Here is a 17,311-nt window from a genome sequence, read left to right as displayed (position 1 = left end):
GGGAACAGCGGATTTAGAACTCGAGCATCACGGCCATCGCGAAGACGGTGGACGCGGTTTTGAGCGATTCGGGTTTCTTGAGCGGCCAGCCGGCCGAAAGGTCGTAGCTGGCGCTGACATGGGGAATGGACAGACGGCCGCGCAGGCCTGCGACCGCGCCGACCAGCGTCCGGCCGGACAGGTACTCGGCGGACGGGCCGCCCACCCGCCCGACGTCCAAGCCGGTATAGAGCTGCTGGCCGGCAAGGCCGGTCAGATCGTCCAGGTTGAACGACAGATCGTTGCGCAGTGTCCAGCCGTCTTCGGCGGCGAGCGTCATCTGGCCATCGAAGCCGCGCACGGCGTAGCGGTTGCCGATCGTGAAGTAGTCAGCCGGCACAATGGCCGTCTTGGCGTGCTGGATCTGCCAGTTGGCCTGATAGGCAAGCGTTTGCCCGGCAACCTGGAACGGCAGATAAGCGCCCGCGCTCGCGGTAAGAATCGTGCTGCGCCCGTTCCAGTCCGGGTCGCCGTAGATGTAGCCGGGCTCGTCGGAGAACTGAGGCAGCGTGCCGCGCACGCCGCCGCCGATGTCCAGCACGGCCCGGCCGACGTAATGGCGATGCCAGTAGCCGATCTCGTAGCCCGTGACGTCGCGGCGCTGGACGTCGATGGCCACGTCGTTCAGGGTGCTGTCGGTGCGCTTGCGCAGCACGGTGAGCGACAGGTTGCCCTTGTAGGAGGTGCCCCGGTACGGCACGACCGATACGCCTGCCTGGATCTGTTTGGTGGTGCCGCCGTAGACGATGGGTTCTTCGAAGCCGGCGACCGTCTGGCGGTATGTGGATTTGCTGGCACCCGCGAAGACGGTCCAGTAGCCGAACGGCACGTTGTAGTTGATGGAAGCGGCGCGCGTGTGGGAGTCGGCGTCGCGCCAGTGCGCATTGCTGTTCCACGAGACCGACAACTGGTCGTAAAGGAACAGCGGGGAATCCAGGGTCAGGCCGGCATTGAGTTGGTACTTGCCCACCGTATCCATGCCGCCGTTGTCGCCACCCAGGTAGCCATGCCAGCGCTTGCCGGTGCCGGGCTTGATGAGAATGTCCGAGTCGCCCAGTTCGGGGCCCGGCGCGATATCGATGGCCGCGTCGGCCTGGCTGCCAAGACGGCGGATGTTTTCAAGCGCCTGGTCCAGATCACGCTGATTCAGTTCGCCGCCCGGGCCGGTCGGCAACGCCGTGCGCCACCAACCGATGCCGTCCTGGCTTTGAACAGCGGAAATGCGGCCTGGCAGATAACGCAGCGTCAGCGACCCCTCCGCAAGCGACTGCTCGGGCACCACGACGCGCGCGGTGACCAGGCCGTCGTCGATCAGCAAGCCGATCAGGTGTTCTTGAAGCGCCCGCAATCCGCGGCCGCCCACGCATTCGCCCAGCACGATGGCCGTGGCGCGCGCCAGGAGATCCGGCGGTTCGGCGCCTTCCCAGATGACTTCCCGCAAGACGAAGCACGGGGTTTCGGGGGGAAGGGTCAGCCCGCCCGGCTGGGCCACAGAGGGCGCTGACAGCACGTCGGGACGCTCTGCCGCCCGGGCGCGTTGAGCATCGATTTCCTGCTCCTGCCGGCGCTGGATTTCTGTGGCGCGCTGTGCTGCCTCAGGAGCGGGTTGCGCCCACGCCGAACCGATGCCCGCGCCGGCGCAAAGCGCCACCCAGATCAACCATGCTCCGTGAAAGTGCTGCGATCCGCTCATACGTCTGGACGCTTTCGGCCAAGCGCCGAGCGTCGTCTCCTGTTGATCGATGGGAGTGAATTTGTAAAACGCTCGCCAAGCCGCAGAAATCAGAGAACTCTGAAATATCGGGCCGGGTTAACCCGAATGCCGGCATATCTACAAATCGTCAATAATTCGCCAACGTTTTGTCATTGATCCGTCCCTTTGCCTGCCTTGCCCATGTCTGTATCCGTTCGGGATGCCATCGTTTCGTCTTCCCACCTCGCGTCTTCCGCGCCTGAGCTGTCCGAGGTCGAATTCGGCCTGATCATTGCGTCGCATGCGTTCAACCGCTGGATGGTGCGTTGCATGGCCTGTGCGGGGCTGCCCGAACTGACGTCGCTGGATATCCTGGTGCTCAACCACGTATTCCATCGGGGCCGGGGCAAGAAACTGGCCGACATCTGCTTCACGCTCAATGTCGAAGACACCCACCTGGTGAATTACTCGCTCAAGAAGCTGGAGCGCCTGGGCGTCGTCCAAAGCGCCAAGACGGGCAAGGAAGTGATCTACACCACCACCGACGCTGGCGCGGCCGCCATCCAGCGCTACGCCGAAGTGCGCGAGCAGTGCCTCGTCAAACCGTTCATCGACTCCCCCGCCGCCGACAACGCCAGTCATCAACTGGCCAATACCTTGCGTGCCCTTTCGGGCCTGTACGACCAGGCCGCCCGCGCCGCCACCTCGCTGTGAGAATCCACGTTGTCTAGCATTCCTGTCTCCGCCCCTGCCCCGCTGCTGTCCGTGCGCGGCGTATCGGTCGATTTCAATACCGACACCGGCGGGTTTCGCGCCGTCGACAACCTGGATTTCGACGTGCGGCCCGGCCGCACGCTGGCGATCGTGGGCGAGTCCGGTTCGGGCAAGTCCGTCACGTCGATGGCGATCATGCGCCTGACTGACTACAGCGGCGGCCGCATTTCGACCGGCCAGATCCTGTTCCGTGGCAGCGATGATCGCGAGGTCGACCTGACCCAAGCCAGCGACGAACAGATGCGCGCGATCCGCGGCAACGACATCGCAATGATCTTCCAGGAGCCGATGACGTCGCTCAATCCCGTGTTCACCATCGGCGACCAGATCGTAGAGGCGATCATGCTGCACCAGCAGCTGTCGCGTTCGGCGGCGCGCCAGTCGGCGCGCAAGCTGCTGGAAAAGGTGCGCCTGCCCGATGCCGAACAGCTGCTGGACCGCTATCCGCACCAGTTGTCGGGCGGCATGCGCCAGCGCGTGATGATCGCGATGGCGCTGTCGTGCCAGCCGCGCCTGTTGATCGCCGACGAGCCGACGACGGCGCTGGACGTCACGATCCAGGCGCAGATCCTGAACACCATCCGCGAACTGCAGCGCGACCTGGGCACCGCGGTGATCTTCATTACCCACGACATGGGCGTGGTGGCCGAGATGGCGGACGACGTGGTCGTCATGCTTCGCGGCAAGAAGGTCGAGCAAGGCACGGTGCAGGAAATCTTCAACGCGCCCAAGCATCCTTACACGCGCGCGCTGCTGGCCGCCGTGCCGCGCCTGGGCAGCCTGACGGGCCGCGACCTGCCGCTGCGCACGCCGCAGACCGTGCTGGAAGGCGACACGCTGCGCGAGGTGGGCGAGACCCGCGAACAGGACACCGCACGCTACGACGAACCGGTGCTGCGCGTGGACAAGCTGACCACGCGCTTTGACGTGGGCCACAACCTGTTCGGCCGCGTCACGCACCGGGTGCATGCGGTCGAGCAGGTCAGTTTTGACGTCTATCCCGGCGAGACGCTGGCGCTGGTGGGCGAATCGGGCAGCGGCAAGTCCACCATTGGCAAGACCTTGCAGCAGCTGGTGGCGCCCACGTCCGGCGCGGTGCGCTACAACGGGCAGGACATTTTCTCGATGGACAGCGCGGGACGCCAGCGCCTGCGCCAGGAGATCCAGTACATCTTCCAGGATCCGTATGCGTCGCTGGACCCGCGCAAGACCGTGGCCTTCAGCATCGCCGAGCCGATCCGCACGCATGGCCTGCTGAGCGGCGAAGACGCCATCGCGCGGCGCGTGGGCGAGCTGCTGGAACAGGTGGGTTTGAAGCCCGAGCACGCCACGCGTTATCCGCACGAGTTCTCGGGCGGCCAGCGCCAGCGGGTGTGCATCGCGCGCGCGCTGGCCAGCAATCCCAAACTGATCATCGCGGACGAGTCCGTGTCGGCGCTGGACGTGTCGATTCAGGCGCAGATCCTGAACCTGCTGATGGATCTGCAAAAGGATCGCGGACTGTCGTACCTGTTCATTACGCACGACATGGCGGTGGTGGAAAAGGTGAGCCACCGCGTCGCGGTGCTGTACCTGGGCCAGATCGTCGAACTGGGCACGCGCCGCCAGATCTTCGAATCCCCGCAGCACGCCTACACGCGCAAGCTGCTTGCGGCGGTGCCGGTGGCCGAGCCCGGCCGCCACATCGACACTTCCCTGATCGAGGGCGAGATCCCCAGCCCGGTGCGCCGCGTGGGCGATGAGCCCGCGATCGTTCCTCTCTTTGAGTTCGCGCCCGGCCATCAGGTCGCCCGCGCCGCCTGAAACCCCTTTTATCCGTCGGTCCGACCCGATTTCCCGTCCCTGGAGGCGACCATGCAATTCCTTCGCACCACCCTCTCCGCCACCGCGCTGACGCTGGCCCTTGCCGCCGCGCTGCCCGTGTCGACGGCGCACGCCGCCGGCACGCTCAATGTGGCCATCAACCAGGATCCGGGAAGCTGGGATCCGATCGACACGTTCGTGACCTTCTGGGGTTCGGTCGGCAGCAACCTGTACGACGGCCTGACCATGCGCGGCGCCGACCTGAAGCTGCAGCCGGGCCTTGCCACCAGCTGGGAATACCTGGACGACAACAAGCGCCTGCGCTTCAAGCTGCGCGAAGGCGTCAAGTTCCATAACGGCGAGCCTTTCAATGCCAACGCCGTCAAGTTCACGTTCGACCGCCTGCTGGGCGCGGAAGGCGCCAAGGGCCCGCAGAAGTCGAACTACGACTCGATCGGCGAGGTCAAGGTGGTGGACCCGTACACGGTCGACTTCATCCTGAAGCAGCCGGATCCCGTGCTGTTGACGAAGCTGGCGGGCTACGGCGCGATGATCGTGCCGCCCAAGTACATCACGGAAAAGGGCGAGGACAACTTCAATACGCATCCGGTCGGCACCGGTCCGTTCAAGTTCGACAGCTACCAGCCCAAGGTCAACGTGACGCTGGCGCGTAACGACGAATACTGGGGCGGCAAGCCCAAGCTGGACAAGGTGGTGTATCGCTTCATCGGCGAACCCGGCACGCAGGTCGCCGAATTGCAGGCCGGCCGCATCGACATCGCCACGCTGATCCCGCTGGGCCTGATCGAAACCGTGAAGAAGTCGGGCAACGCCGACGTCATCTCCACGGGCGGCCCGGTGGCCTTCGCGCTGCGCTACAACACCAAGAACGGCATCACGCAGCACCGCGACGTGCGCCGTGCGCTGATCATGGCGGTCGATCGCGACGCCATCGTCAAGCAGCTCCTGCTGGGCCAGGCCAAGACCATCGCCAGCTTCCAGGGTCCGCAGTCGTTCGGCTACAACCCCGAGCAAAAGCCCCTGCCCTTCAATCCTGCCGAAGCCAAGAAGCTGCTGGCGGCCGCCGGAGTGAAGCCGGGCGCCACGGTGCAGATCGACGTGCGCGGCAGCGACTCTAACTTCCGCGAAGTGGCGCAGGCCGTGTCCGGCTACCTGCAAGGCGTGGGCGTGCGCGCCACCATCAAGCCGTATGAAACCGGCGTGCTGCTCAACGACATCATTCCCGGCGGCAAGACCGGCGAGATGTGGCAGAACCAGTGGGGCGGCTGGACGTACGACTACGACAACACGGCGTACCTGATGTACCACTCGGGTCAGAAGTGGAATCCGTACGACAACGATCCCAAGCTGAACGCGATGCTGGAAGCGCAGCGCACGGTCTACGACGTGAAAAAGCGCGAAGCGATGCTGCACGAGATCGCCGCGTACGTGGCCGACCAGGCGCTGGAACTGCCGCTGTACAGCCTGAACACGATCGTGGGCGTGAACAAGCGCGTGAAGAACCTGGAAGTTCCGGGCGACATCCGCTTCCGTTTCCTGGATACGGCCGTAGAGTAAGTCCCCCCCGAGCGCTTCGCGCCTCCCCCAGGGGCATGCCTGCGGACCGGCAGAGCCGGATCCGCGGCATCCCGCTGGGGGTGTGCCTCGTTGAGGCATTGGTGCGAACCGATGCCGCGTTAACACCCTTTTCCCGCCACGGCGCAAGCCGGTGCGGCGCCTTATGACCGGATTTCTCATCAAACGCGTGTTGCAGGCGGTCTTCGTGATCGTGGCCGTGACGCTGCTTGTCTCTTATGCCGTGCGCCTGACCGGCGACCCTGCGCTGATGCTCAGCCAAGGGTCCGGCAGCGTGACCGAACAGGATCTGGCCAACATCCGGCAGGCGCTAGGATTGAACCGGCCGTTCCACGAGCAGTACCTGTCGTACATGCAAGGCCTGCTGCACGGCGATTTCGGGCGCAGCTTCATGGGCGGCACCTCGGTCGCCAAGCTGATCGGCGATGCCCTGCCGGCCACGCTGATGCTGGCCTTCACGTCGCTTATCGTGTCCATCCTGATTTCGCTGCCGCTGGGCATCCAGGCGGCCATCAAGCGCGGCAAGCCCACCGATCAGGCCATCCGCATCCTGTCGCTGGTGGGGTTGTCGTTTCCCAACTTCTGGCTGGCGCTGATGCTGGTGCTGCTGCTGTCGATTACTTTCCCGCTGCTGCCGCCGTCTGGCTGGAGCGGTCCGGCCAGCCTGGTGCTGCCGTCGCTGACGATGGCGATCATCCTCAGCGCCACCAATATCCGCCTGGTGCGCACGACGATGCTGGAAACGCTGTCCGCGCAATACATCATGGTGGCGCGCAGCAAGGGCCTGAAAGAACGCATCGTGCTGTACAAGCACGCGCTGCGCAATTGCGCCATTCCGCTGATCACATACCTGGGCCTGCAGTTCGGCGGCCTGATCGGCGGCATCGTGGTGATCGAGATGGTCTTCAACTGGCCCGGGCTGGGCACGCTGGCATTCGACGCCATTTCCGGCCGCGACTATCCGGTGCTGCAAGGCACGGTCACCGTGCTGGCCACCGTCATCGTCCTGGTCAACCTGATCGTCGACATCGCCTACGGCATCGTCGATCCCCGTATCCGCACGCGTTGAGCATCATGCAGACAACCACTTCCCCCGCCGCCCCGAAGGCCATGAAGCCGCGCAGCCGCTATCGCTCGCTGGAATTCGTGCTGGGCGCGCTTCTGACCGGCGTCATGGTCCTGCTCGTGCTGGCGTCCGGCTGGCTGTTTCCGGACGGCGGCGAATCCATGGACCTGGCCGCGCGCCTGATGGCGCCCTTCGCGTCGGCCGCCCACCCGTTCGGCACGGACCCGCTGGGCCGCGACGTGCTGGCGCGCGTGATCGTCGGCGGCAAGATCTCGTTGCTGGTGGGCTTTGCCTCGGTGCTGGGCGGCGCGCTCCTGGGCATCATCATGGGTCTCATTGCCGGCTACTACCGCGGCTTCTGGGACATGATCGTCATGCGCTTTGCCGACGTGCAACTGGCGCTGCCCTTCATCCTGGTCGCCATCACCTTCATCGCCATCCTGGGCGGCGGCCTGTTCAACGTCATCTTTTTCATGATCGTGTCGCAATGGGTGCAGTACGCTCGTCTGGTGCGGGCGCAGGTGCTGGCGCTGCGCGAGCGTGAATTCGTGCTGGCGGCGCGCGCCTTCGGCGTGCGCGACCTGGCCATGATCCGCCACCACATCGTGCCCAACCTGCTGGGTCCGCTGGTGATCCTGATGACCCTGAACGTGGCCAACAACATCCTGCTGGAAAGCAGCCTGACCTTCCTGGGCCTGGGCGTCGATCCCATGATCCCGAGCTGGGGCGGTATGCTTGCCGATGGCCGCACGTACATGCAGACGGCCTGGTGGGTCAGCGTCTTTCCTGGCCTGGCCATCATGCTGACGGTGCTGGGCCTGAACCTGCTGGGCGACTGGCTGCGCGACCGCCTGGATCCGACCGGCAAGGTCTGATGAATCGATCCGCACCCTGGGCGCGGAAGGAATATTGAGTATGTCGTTGCTGGACAAGAGTTTCGATCGCACGCTGGACGCCTGGACGCACGCCTACATGGCGCCGGCCTGGCGCGGCGCGGTCGTGGAAGGCTGGCTGTTCGAGAGCGCCCAAGCCCGCCGCGCCGCGCAAGACCGGCTGCAACAGGCCGGCGTGACGGCGCGCTTTCGCAGCGCCTACAAGCCGCTGCTGCACTATTTCCTTGAAGAGGTCGAACACGACGGGCTGATCTCGGCCCAGATCCGCTACCCCTTGCACGAGCACGCGCAGGCCAAGCGCTTCACGCTCGAAGCCTACCCCCTCGTCGCGCTGCTGAAGGACGTGCGCGTGACGATGCTGCCCGGCGCGAACGACCTGCACTACGACGTCACGCTGGGCTATGCCGACGGCCGCATGCTCGACGCCCGCATCTTCGCGCCCAATCAGCTGGGGCACGCGCCGGACGGCACGCCAGAGCTGTCGCCCACCGGCTGGCTGCGGGTGCGCGACGCGAGCGGCGCGGTGCAAACCGATGCCGCGCAGGCCACCGAATACCAGTTGCTCTTTCGCAGCATCATGGACACGGTGCGCACCCACACCTGGGGCGCGCACGAGCCGTATTTCGACCGGCTGGAGATTCGCGTCGACCTGCCCGGCATCGACTTCGCGCTGCCGGTCGACGAGGAAATCGTCAGCACCTTCGAGGCGCTGCACGAAGACATCTATTTCTCGCTGCTCGAGCACTTCCAGCAGCACTCCGGCCGCCCTTCCGGCGACCGGGGCCTGCAACCCGGCCAGATCATTCCCGACATCCGCCGCCACGATGGCGCGCCGCGCGTGCAGATCTCGGTGGAGCCCTTTGCACCCGTCGCGCCCGTGACGCCGGCGTCGCCTGCCGGTCCGCTGGCGCAGGTGCGCGAGCCGCTGTCGGCCGCGCAGATCGCCGGGTGCATGGCGGCCTTTGGCGGCGACACTTTCCAGGCCGTGTCCCGGCAGGGCCGTCCGGTGCTGGGCACCTATGTGCGCGGCCCGGGTCCAGCCGTCTTCATTTCGGGCGCGCAGCACGCCAACGAAACGTCCGGCGTGGTGGGCGCCCTGCGCGCAGCGCAGACGCTGGCCGCGCGCGGCGATGCGCATTTCGCGCTGATCGCCTCGGAAAATCCCGATGGCTACGCGCTGTTCAACCGGCTGCGAGAGCAGCATCCGCGCCACATGCTGCACGCCTCGCGCTACAGCGCGCTGGGCGACGATATCGCCTACCGCGAGCGCGCGCCGTTCTTCGAACGCGAAGGCCGCCATCAGGCGCATGCGATCAGCGGCGCGCAGCTGCACATCAACCTGCACGGCTATCCCGCGCACGAATGGACGCGTCCGCTGTCGGGCTACCTGCCGCGCCACTTTGAACTGTGGACCATCCCCAAGGGGTTCTTCCTGGTGCTGCGCCATCATCCGGGCTGGGGCGAGCGCGCCCGGCATCTGATCGAAGGCGTCACCGCGCGGCTTGCCCGCAACGTGCCGGGGCTGGTGGAATTCAACGCGCGGCAACTGGAACTCTTTCACGCACACGCGCTGGAAAAGGGATTCGACGTGCTCAACGGCATTCCCGTGCAGGTCACGGAAACCGATCGTGAAGAATTGCCAATGGCGCTCATCTCGGAGTTTCCGGATGAAACGGTCTACGGAGACCGTTTCGTTTTCGCGCATACTGTGCAGATGGAAACCGTCCTGGCGGCCACCGATCTGTATCGCGCGGGGCTTTAGACGTCTGGATCCCGCTGCTTGAACCCGCAATAAAAAAAATGAACATCCGAGAACGCAACCACGGCGACGATCTGGCCCTGGTGGACATCTGGCTTCGTTCGGTGCGCGCCACCCACACTTTCCTGACGGAAAAGGAAATCCAGGCCATGTACCCGAAGGTGCTGAACACCTACCTGCCGTCGGTAAGGGTCTGGGTCTGTGAGGACGATGCCGGCGAAGTCGCCGGCTTCATGGGCCTGAGCGGCAACAAGGTCGAAATGCTGTTCGTGGATGCCAACAAGCGCGGCAAGGGAGCCGGCCGCCGGCTGCTTAACTTTGCGCGCTCGCTGCATGGCACGCTGCTGGTCGACGTGAACGAGCAGAATCCGCAGGCGCACGGCTTCTACAAGCACTACGGATTTCAAGACGTGGGACGCTCGGCCCACGACGACGCCGGCCGCCCTTTTCCCATCATTCACATGAAGCTGGCCGGTTAAGGCAACGCGTTCAGGCGCCGCCCGCTTCGTGCCGGGCGCGCCACGCTTTCAAGGCCTCGCGATAGCGGTCCATGGCCTCGTCATAGAGGTCGTAGACGCAGGGAATGCAACCACTGTTGCAGCATTCGCCGGGCTCGGGGCGTTCAGGCCGAACGGGCGGCGGATCGTCGTCCGGGGATTTCTTCTTGCTCATGGCGCCATGTTAGCGCTGCGCGTCATGCGCCGGCACGGCGCCGGCGTTCACAGGCCTTCGCGCTTTCGCCAATCCGCGCGGCGGATTTCGTAGCAGACCTTGGGTTCCGGCGCGTCGCCCGTCATGCCGACGTAACGCAGCCCCGTCTTTTCCATGACGCGCTGCGACGCCAGGTTTGAGCGCAGCGCCACGGCGCCCAGCACGTCCACCGGCAACAGGCGAAACCCCAGCCCGATCAGCGCGCGGGAAATCTCCGCTGCAAAGCCCTTGCCCCAACAGTCAGGATGCAGCGCATAGGCAAGCTCCACGCTGGCCCGGCCGGGCGACGCCGTCGCCTTCAGCCCGGCACGGCCAGCGGGCAGGCCCGTCTCGCGGTCCTGCAGCACATACATGCCGTAGCCGTGCTCGGTCCAGTGGACGATGTTCTGCGCCACGTAGCTTCGGCTGGCCGCCGCGTCGCGCGTTCCGCCCATCGATTGCATCAGATCGGCATTGGCGTGCATCTCGATCATGAACGGCAGATGCGCCTGCGACATGCGGCGCGCGTAAAGACGCTGGGTCTGGAAATCGTCGGGAAATTCGGTGGACGGCATGGCAGGCTCGCTCATTATTCCGGATAATCCCGCATGGCGGCCGGTTGATCGGCCTTGAGCGCGTCCAGGATGCGCTTGCCCACGCGGCCGTCCTGCGGCAGGTTCAGGCGCGCCTGCTCCTCGCGCACGGCGTCGCGGGTTTTTCCGCCGGGGATGCCGTCGGCCACGCCGATGTCATGACCGCGTCCGTACAGCTGCTTCTGCAGTTCCTTGATCTGCGCACGCGACAGGCCAGGGTCGTCGGTCGGCCACGCCGTGACGAGCGCCGGGCCGCCCTGCAGGCGGTTCAGCAGCAGCGACACCGCCAGGCCGTAACGGCGCGACTGGTTGTAGTGCAGGATGGCGTCGAAATTCACGGTGGCCAGGAACACCGGGCCGCGTGCGCCGGTCGGCGCAAAAAGGTACGCCTGCTGGTCATTGCCCGAGGGCAGCTTCAGCACCGAGCCGTCGCCCTGCTTGACGCCGGCCTGCGCCCACTGGGCGATCGTGCGGCGATCCTGCGACCCCACGTACTCGGCGTCGGGCTCGGCGGGAATCGCGGCGGCCAGCTCTGCCGGCACGCGCACTTCCACGACGGCGGGCAGACCATGCGTCCATTGCGCGCGGCGCTTGCGCAGGTGGTTGGCGGTGGAAGCCAGCGCGTCGGGCAGCGAGTTGTAGAGGTCGATGCGGCCGTCGCCATCGCCATCGGCGGCCAGTTCGTAGAACGACGTGGGGATGAATTGCGTCATGCCGAACGCGCCGCTCCACGACCCGACAAACTTGTCGGCGGGCACGACGCCGTCGCGCAAGAGGCGCACGGACGCGTAGGCGTTCTTTTCCCAGAGCGTCTTGTTTTCGGTGCAGGCGCGCGTCAGCCAGGCGTTGAGCACGTCGGTCTTGCCGACCTGGCGGCCATAGTTGGTTTCGATGCCGAAGATGGCGACCAGCGTCGCGGGATCGACCTGATACTGCTGGCTGATGGCGCCCAGCTGCGCGCCGTACTTGCCGAGCACGGCCTTGCCGTCCTGCACGCGCTCGTCGTCGACCGTCTTGGCGATGTAGTCCCACCAGCTTTCGCGGCCCTCGGGCTGTCCCTTGGCCGACGCGACGGTGGTGGGCAGCAGCGTGGCGTTGGCCGTGTACTTGTTCCAGTCGGCAACGGTCAGGCCGTTGGCCGTGGCGCCCTTGCGCAGCTTGTCGATGCAGGCCTTGGTGTCGAGTTCGGTGGGGACGATGACCGTCGGGGCGGCGGGCGCGGCGGCCGGGGCTGCGGCGGCAGCGGGCGCGGCGGCGGGCGCAGCGGAAGCAGCAGGTGCTGCCGCCGGCGCAGTAGCGGGCGCAGTGGCCGGCGCGGCATGGGCAGCCGGCGCGGGCGTGTCGTCGAAGCTGCGCTTGGGTTTGAGCGCGGGTTGCGGCTGTTCGGGCGCGGGCGTCTGGATGCGCGATCCGGTGGCAGATCCGGGCGACTGCGCCTGCGCGGCGCCGGCGGCAGCGGCGGTCAGGGCCGCGGCCAGCAGCACGCGCGAAAAGCTGTCGATTCGAGGACGGGAGAAACTCTGGCGCATGGCTTTCCTGAAAAATCGAGGTCAGCCGGGATCGTACCGCGACCAGCGGCCGAAATCGAACGCGGCCCCTGCCCTGCCTGCGGACACTGGCCGATCATTGCGGGGCGGGCGGCGCCTCACGCAATTGCGCCAGGCGTTGCGCGGCCATTTCATATCCTTGAGCCGCGGCGGCCTCGTACCAGCGCAGCGCCTCTTTCATGTCGAAGTGTTCCATGACGAGGCCCTGCAGGTATTGCGCGCCGGGATCGCCACGCTGGGCAGCAGCCAGCATCGCCCGGTCGGCCATGCCGTCCTGGCGCGGCGATTCGCCATAGATGTGGGCGTTGCCGCCCTCGATGGTGCCACCCAGTTCGCGCATCGACGGCGGGGTCTGATCGAAGAGCTGGCGCCAGAACAGCGCCACGAGCACAACGAACAGCGCGAAGAAAAAGGTCCAGGTGACAATCCGTTTAGCGGTCATGTTTCTCTCAAAAAATGGGCAGGTTTGCGCCCGCGGACTTCAGGGTTGATCGGTGGCGGGCGCAAACCAGTATTGGAACAAATCGCCGTCATTGGTGTACCAGGGCAGCAGCATGCCGATGCTGTCGGACTCTCGCGCCACCGTCAGCAGCAGCCCGCCCGCGTCCTTGCGCAGGATGGCTACGTAACGCCGCACGCCCATGGACTCATGCTGGCGCCAGTCATGGCGCACGCTGACCCACAGCCGGCCTTGCGTGCATCCGGCAGCCCGCCAGATGGCATTGCCGGGATGCGGGGGTTCGCCCACGGCTGCCGTATGCGCGCCTTCCTCTTGCAGAATAAGCTGCGACACCTGGCGCGCGCCGTGCTCATCGCGCGCCTCTATCCGCCACCCGAGAGCATCCGGGACGAACGAGACGGTTGCGCGGGGCGACGATTTCCATGCCGGCAAGGGGGCATCGCGCATGCCCGGCAGATCCAACGGATACGTCAGAAAGCCGCGCAGGTCCTCCAGCAGGAACGCATCGGCACCGCCGGCGCGCCGTTCGCCCTGCGCGCGATAGACGCCGGCCAGGTCGGGGCATTGAGCCGGATCCGACGCCAGCACGACCGGCGTGCCTTGCTTGAAGGGCGGCCATTTGACGGCCACGTCGTCGACGCGTGACACGCTGCAACCGGCCAGCACCGCGGTCAGCAGCGTGACCGCGGCAATCATCGCCGTGCGCCTGCCGCCGCAGGGGCGGCTGCCGTTGCCGGCGCATAGCCCTTCGCACTGCCCTACGCACTGGCCGCCGCACTGGCCGCCGCGTCTTTTCAACATCAATGCCGCTTCTCCCGTTGCAAGCCGAAGCCGTTGCAGGCCCCCGCGCGCGCAGCGGGGCGCCATTCGCCGCCCCCGCGCCGTCAGGCGTCGAACTATATCCCGAATCCTCGCGCGCGTTGCCAAGCGGCCAACGCGGGAGAATAATCGGCAAATCGCTTCCGCTTCCCCGCGCCATGACACCGTTCCGAGGCAAACTCCGCATCCGGCACCTGGAAATCGTGCTGACCGTCTCAGAATTGGGCAACCTGTCCAAGGCGGCGGCCCAATTGCACAGCACGCAATCGGGTCTGTCGCGCGCCATTGCGGAGATCGAGGAATTGGTGGGCGCGCGGCTCTTCGAGCGCACCGCAAAGGGCACCACCTGCACGCCGCTGGGCGACGCCATGTGCCGCCACGCGCGCCAGTTGCTGACGGGCTTTCGCAAGGCCGAGGTCGACCTGGCCGCAGTCTCGCGCGGCGAGGAAGGCAGCCTGACGGTGGGCTGCTTTTCGATGTTTGCGGGCTGGCCGGTGGCGCAGGCTGCGCGCGACTACCGCGAGGCGCACCCCCGCATCACGCTCACCATCGAGATCGGCACACACGAACGGCTGATCGAGGACCTGGACGCCGGCGCGCTGGATGTGCTGATCAGCCGTTTCTCCAGCACCGTCAATCCGCAGATCTACCGTTCGACCACGTTGCTGGAAGACGCCGTCGTGCTGGCCTGCGCCCCGCATCATCCGCTGACCCGTCTGCCGGGGGCCACGCTGGCCGATTATGTCGCGTATCCGTGGATCACTGCGCTGCCTGGCAGCCGCATCCGCGGCGAGCTGGAATTGTCGCTGCGCCAGGCCGGTTTGGCGATTCCGGATATGATCGGCGTCCTGTCGCTGGAATTCGGCCGCGAACTGCTGCTGGACGGTCAGTATCTGTGGATGCTGCCCGGCAGCGTTGCGGCTGTCCGGCAGGCACGCGGCGAACTCACCGTGCTGCCCGCCCGCCCCGCCTTGCGCAAGTCTCCGCTTGCCGCCATCTGGCGCCGCGACCGTCCCAGCACACGTCAGGCGCGCGCCTTCGCGGCCCAGCTCGAACGCACCATCCAGGCCGATGGCATTGCGCTGGCCGCCTGACCCGCGCGCGCATCCCGAACACGCCCCTTTTTCATACCGGAGCACCCATGTACGAATGGCTCAACGCATTGCCCAAGGCGGAATTGCACCTGCATCTGGAGGGCACGCTTGAACCCGAGCTGCTGTTCAAGCTGGCGCAACGCAACGGCGTGGCGCTGCCCTGGCCCGACATCGACGCCCTGCGCGGCGCCTACGACTACAACAACCTCCAGGAATTCCTGGATCTCTATTACCTCGGCGCGGACGTGCTGCGCACCGAGCAGGACTTCTACGACCTGACCTGGGCTTACCTGCTCAAATGCCGCGAGCAGAACGTGGTGCACACGGAACCCTTCTTCGATCCGCAGACGCACACCGACCGCGGCGTGCCCTTCGAGACCGTGCTGAACGGCATCAGCCAGGCGCTGGCCGACGGCGAGAAGCAGCTGGGCGTGACCAGCGGCCTGATCCTGAGCTTCCTGCGCCACCTGCCCGAAGAACAGGCCATGCGCACGCTGGAGCAGGCGCTGCCCTACCGCGATGCGTTCATCGCCGTGGGTCTGGACAGCAGCGAGCAAGGCTTTCCGCCGCGCCTCTTTCAACGCGTGTTCGACCGCGCGCGCGCCGAAGGCCTGCCCGCCGTGGCGCATGCCGGCGAGGAAGGCCCGCCCGAATACATCTGGGAGGCGCTGGATCTGCTCAAGGTGCTGCGCATCGACCACGGCGTGCGCGCGGCCGAGGATCCCGAACTGATCGCCCGCCTGATCGACGAGCAGATTCCGCTGACCGTCTGTCCGCTGTCCAACACCCGGCTGCGCGTGTTCGGCCACATGCGCGAGCACAACATCCTGTCGCTGCTTGATGCCGGCGTGAAGGTCACCGTCAACTCCGACGATCCGGCCTACTTCGGCGGCTATGTGAACGAGAACTTCCACGCGCTCTACGAGCACCTGGGCATGACGCGCGAGCAGGCGCAGGCCCTGGCGGACAACAGCCTGGACGCGCGCATCGCCAGGTAGCGCCTTCCAGCCATGCGGGTTGCTCATGGCTCTGTTCAAAACCGGCATGCCCGGCGCGGCACTTTCCTCCCTACCATAGTCCGGCGGCAGCAACGCTTGCCGCCGCTGGACGATGAACAACGAGACAAGGGGCAGGATATGAGTGAACGCGTAAAGGCGGCGCTGCGCAGCGGCACGCTTGCCGGTGTGCGCGACGGCGGCGTGTGCCGCTTCGGCGCCATTCCCTATGCGCAGGCGCCCGTGGGCGAACTGCGATTTGCACCGCCGCAGCCGGCCAGCTGGCGGGGTGAATTCGACGCCACGGGAATGGGCGCCGTGGCGCCGCAATTGCCCTCGCGCCTGCGCGGCGCCATGGGCGACTTCGATGCCGAACAATCCGAAGACTGCCTGCACCTGACGGTTTGGACCCCGGCCGCGGACGGCAAGCGCCGTCCCGTCGTGGTCTGGCTGCACGGCGGCGCCTGGCAAAGCGGCGGCGGCGCGCTGGATTGGTACGACGGCTCGAGCCTGGCGCAACGGGGCGACGTGGTCGTCGTGGCCGTCAACTACCGGTTGGCCGCGCTTGGCTGGCTGTTCGTGCCTGGGCAGACGGCCAATGCCGGGCTGCTGGACCAGGAGATGGCGATCGACTGGGTGCTGGCCAATATCGAAGACCTGGGCGGCGACCCCGAGCGCGTCACAGTGATGGGGCAATCGGCGGGCGCCTCGTCGATCTGCGCGATGCTGACGCGCCAGCCGCGCTTCTCGCGCGCCATCCTGCAGAGCGCCGCGCTGGGCCGCGGTTTTCGCAGCGCCGCGCAGGGCGAAGCCCTGGGACAGGTCTATCTGCGCGCGGCTGGGGCCGAATCGCTTTCCGAGGCCCGAAAATTGCCGGTGTCCGCGCTGCTGGCTGCCCAACAGGCGCCCCAGGTGGTGCAGGCGCTACGGGCCGAAGGCAGCAGCCGAAGCCTGTTTTCGCCGGTGCTCGATGGCCAGGTGCTGCCGCTGGACATGGCGCCCGCACTGACGACCGCCGCGGGCCGCGCAGACGTGCTGGTCTGCTACACGCGTGACGAGATGGCCGCCTTTCCAGACCACGGCACCGACGCTGCCAGCCAGCAGATGGGCGACGCCGTGTTCGGCGCGCCATCGCGGCAGTGGGCCGGGAACGCCGCCGCGCAAGGCCGCGACGCCTGGCTGGCGCGCTTTGACGTCGCACCGACGGACCGCTTTGGCGCGTGCCATTGCATCGAGCTGCCTTTCGTGTTCGACACCCTGCAAGCCTTTGCCGGTGCACCCATGCTGGCCGGTCTGCCTGCTGCGCATGCAGAGCAGCTTGCCCGTCAGACGCAGACCGCCTGGCTGGCCTTCATCCGGGGCGATGCGCCGGCCTGGCCGCGAGCGCCGCACATGCAGATCCTGGCCTGAGCCCGCCACGCCACCCGCCATGCCGCATCTGGCGCCGGGCTTGCCCCCGCGCCTTGCACACCAACAACACAAGGGGAATT

At 66.5% G+C, this 17,311-nt stretch carries 16 protein-coding genes; 10 read left to right on the top strand and 6 right to left on the bottom strand.

Features of this window, described 5'->3' with window-relative positions:
• Positions 1-13: 13 nt before the first annotated feature.
• The gene (locus tag KVT32_RS00300; RefSeq protein ID WP_217617480.1) at positions 14-1,732 is read right to left on the bottom strand and encodes a ShlB/FhaC/HecB family hemolysin secretion/activation protein; all 1,719 of its coding nucleotides are present in this window, start codon (positions 1,730-1,732) and stop codon (positions 14-16) included.
• A 201-nt stretch (positions 1,733-1,933) separates the two neighbouring features.
• Between KVT32_RS00300 and KVT32_RS00295 the strand changes: the two genes are divergently transcribed.
• The 7 genes from KVT32_RS00295 to KVT32_RS00265 all read left to right on the top strand — a co-directional run bounded on the left by KVT32_RS00295 (position 1,934) and on the right by KVT32_RS00265 (position 10,102).
• Entirely contained in the window at positions 1,934-2,446 is a 513-nt protein-coding gene (locus KVT32_RS00295; protein ID WP_056324071.1) for a winged helix DNA-binding protein, read from the top strand.
• Between the two features lie 9 nt (positions 2,447-2,455).
• Positions 2,456-4,309 (top strand): dipeptide ABC transporter ATP-binding protein, encoded by a 1,854-nt coding sequence (locus KVT32_RS00290; protein ID WP_152384865.1) that lies wholly within the window; start codon positions 2,456-2,458, stop codon positions 4,307-4,309.
• Between the two features lie 51 nt (positions 4,310-4,360).
• Entirely contained in the window at positions 4,361-5,887 is a 1,527-nt protein-coding gene (locus KVT32_RS00285; protein ID WP_152384866.1) for an ABC transporter substrate-binding protein, read from the top strand.
• A gap of 163 nt (positions 5,888-6,050) precedes the next feature.
• Complete coding sequence (locus KVT32_RS00280; protein ID WP_152384867.1) at positions 6,051-6,974, top strand: ABC transporter permease; 924 nt, start codon at positions 6,051-6,053, stop codon at positions 6,972-6,974.
• A 5-nt stretch (positions 6,975-6,979) separates the two neighbouring features.
• Complete coding sequence (locus tag KVT32_RS00275) at positions 6,980-7,846, top strand: ABC transporter permease (RefSeq protein WP_142054549.1); 867 nt, start codon at positions 6,980-6,982, stop codon at positions 7,844-7,846.
• Between the two features lie 40 nt (positions 7,847-7,886).
• Positions 7,887-9,626 (top strand): peptidase M14, encoded by a 1,740-nt coding sequence (locus KVT32_RS00270; RefSeq protein ID WP_217617479.1) that lies wholly within the window; start codon positions 7,887-7,889, stop codon positions 9,624-9,626.
• Positions 9,627-9,664: 38 nt separating this feature from the next.
• Complete coding sequence (locus tag KVT32_RS00265; RefSeq protein ID WP_152384869.1) at positions 9,665-10,102, top strand: acetyltransferase; 438 nt, start codon at positions 9,665-9,667, stop codon at positions 10,100-10,102.
• Between the two features lie 10 nt (positions 10,103-10,112).
• On the opposite strand, the gene KVT32_RS00260 is transcribed toward KVT32_RS00265, so the two are convergent.
• The 5 genes from KVT32_RS00260 to KVT32_RS00240 all read right to left on the bottom strand — a co-directional run bounded on the left by KVT32_RS00260 (position 10,113) and on the right by KVT32_RS00240 (position 13,714).
• Positions 10,113-10,295, bottom strand: a complete 183-nt coding sequence (locus KVT32_RS00260) for an oxidoreductase-like domain-containing protein (protein WP_152384870.1) — start codon at positions 10,293-10,295, stop codon at positions 10,113-10,115.
• 47 nt (positions 10,296-10,342) lie between these two features.
• Positions 10,343-10,888: a GNAT family N-acetyltransferase gene (locus KVT32_RS00255; protein ID WP_152384871.1), complete on the bottom strand. Its 546-nt coding sequence runs from the start codon at positions 10,886-10,888 to the stop codon at positions 10,343-10,345.
• A gap of 14 nt (positions 10,889-10,902) precedes the next feature.
• The gene (locus KVT32_RS00250) at positions 10,903-12,435 is read right to left on the bottom strand and encodes a lytic murein transglycosylase (RefSeq protein WP_217617478.1); all 1,533 of its coding nucleotides are present in this window, start codon (positions 12,433-12,435) and stop codon (positions 10,903-10,905) included.
• Positions 12,436-12,529: 94 nt separating this feature from the next.
• Complete coding sequence (locus KVT32_RS00245) at positions 12,530-12,895, bottom strand: hypothetical protein (RefSeq protein WP_062839058.1); 366 nt, start codon at positions 12,893-12,895, stop codon at positions 12,530-12,532.
• Positions 12,896-12,934: 39 nt separating this feature from the next.
• Positions 12,935-13,714, bottom strand: coding sequence for a hypothetical protein (locus KVT32_RS00240; RefSeq protein WP_254636709.1), 780 nt, complete (start codon positions 13,712-13,714; stop codon positions 12,935-12,937).
• 221 nt (positions 13,715-13,935) lie between these two features.
• Between KVT32_RS00240 and KVT32_RS00235 the strand changes: the two genes are divergently transcribed.
• The 3 genes from KVT32_RS00235 to KVT32_RS00225 all read left to right on the top strand — a co-directional run bounded on the left by KVT32_RS00235 (position 13,936) and on the right by KVT32_RS00225 (position 17,231).
• Positions 13,936-14,826, top strand: coding sequence for a LysR family transcriptional regulator (locus KVT32_RS00235; RefSeq protein WP_253856671.1), 891 nt, complete (start codon positions 13,936-13,938; stop codon positions 14,824-14,826).
• Positions 14,827-14,873: 47 nt separating this feature from the next.
• The gene (locus tag KVT32_RS00230; protein WP_152384875.1) at positions 14,874-15,824 is read left to right on the top strand and encodes an adenosine deaminase; all 951 of its coding nucleotides are present in this window, start codon (positions 14,874-14,876) and stop codon (positions 15,822-15,824) included.
• Positions 15,825-15,962: 138 nt separating this feature from the next.
• On the top strand, positions 15,963-17,231 hold the full coding sequence (locus KVT32_RS00225) for a carboxylesterase/lipase family protein (protein WP_217617477.1): 1,269 nt from the start codon (positions 15,963-15,965) through the stop codon (positions 17,229-17,231).
• The last annotated feature ends 80 nt before the right edge of the window (positions 17,232-17,311 follow it).

Source organism: Achromobacter sp. GbtcB20 (assembly GCF_019091095.1).
Lineage (GTDB): Bacteria > Pseudomonadota > Gammaproteobacteria > Burkholderiales > Burkholderiaceae_B > Achromobacter > Achromobacter mucicolens.
The sequence above is the reverse complement of the archived record's forward strand: the minus strand, read 5'-3'. Positions and strand labels throughout refer to the sequence as shown.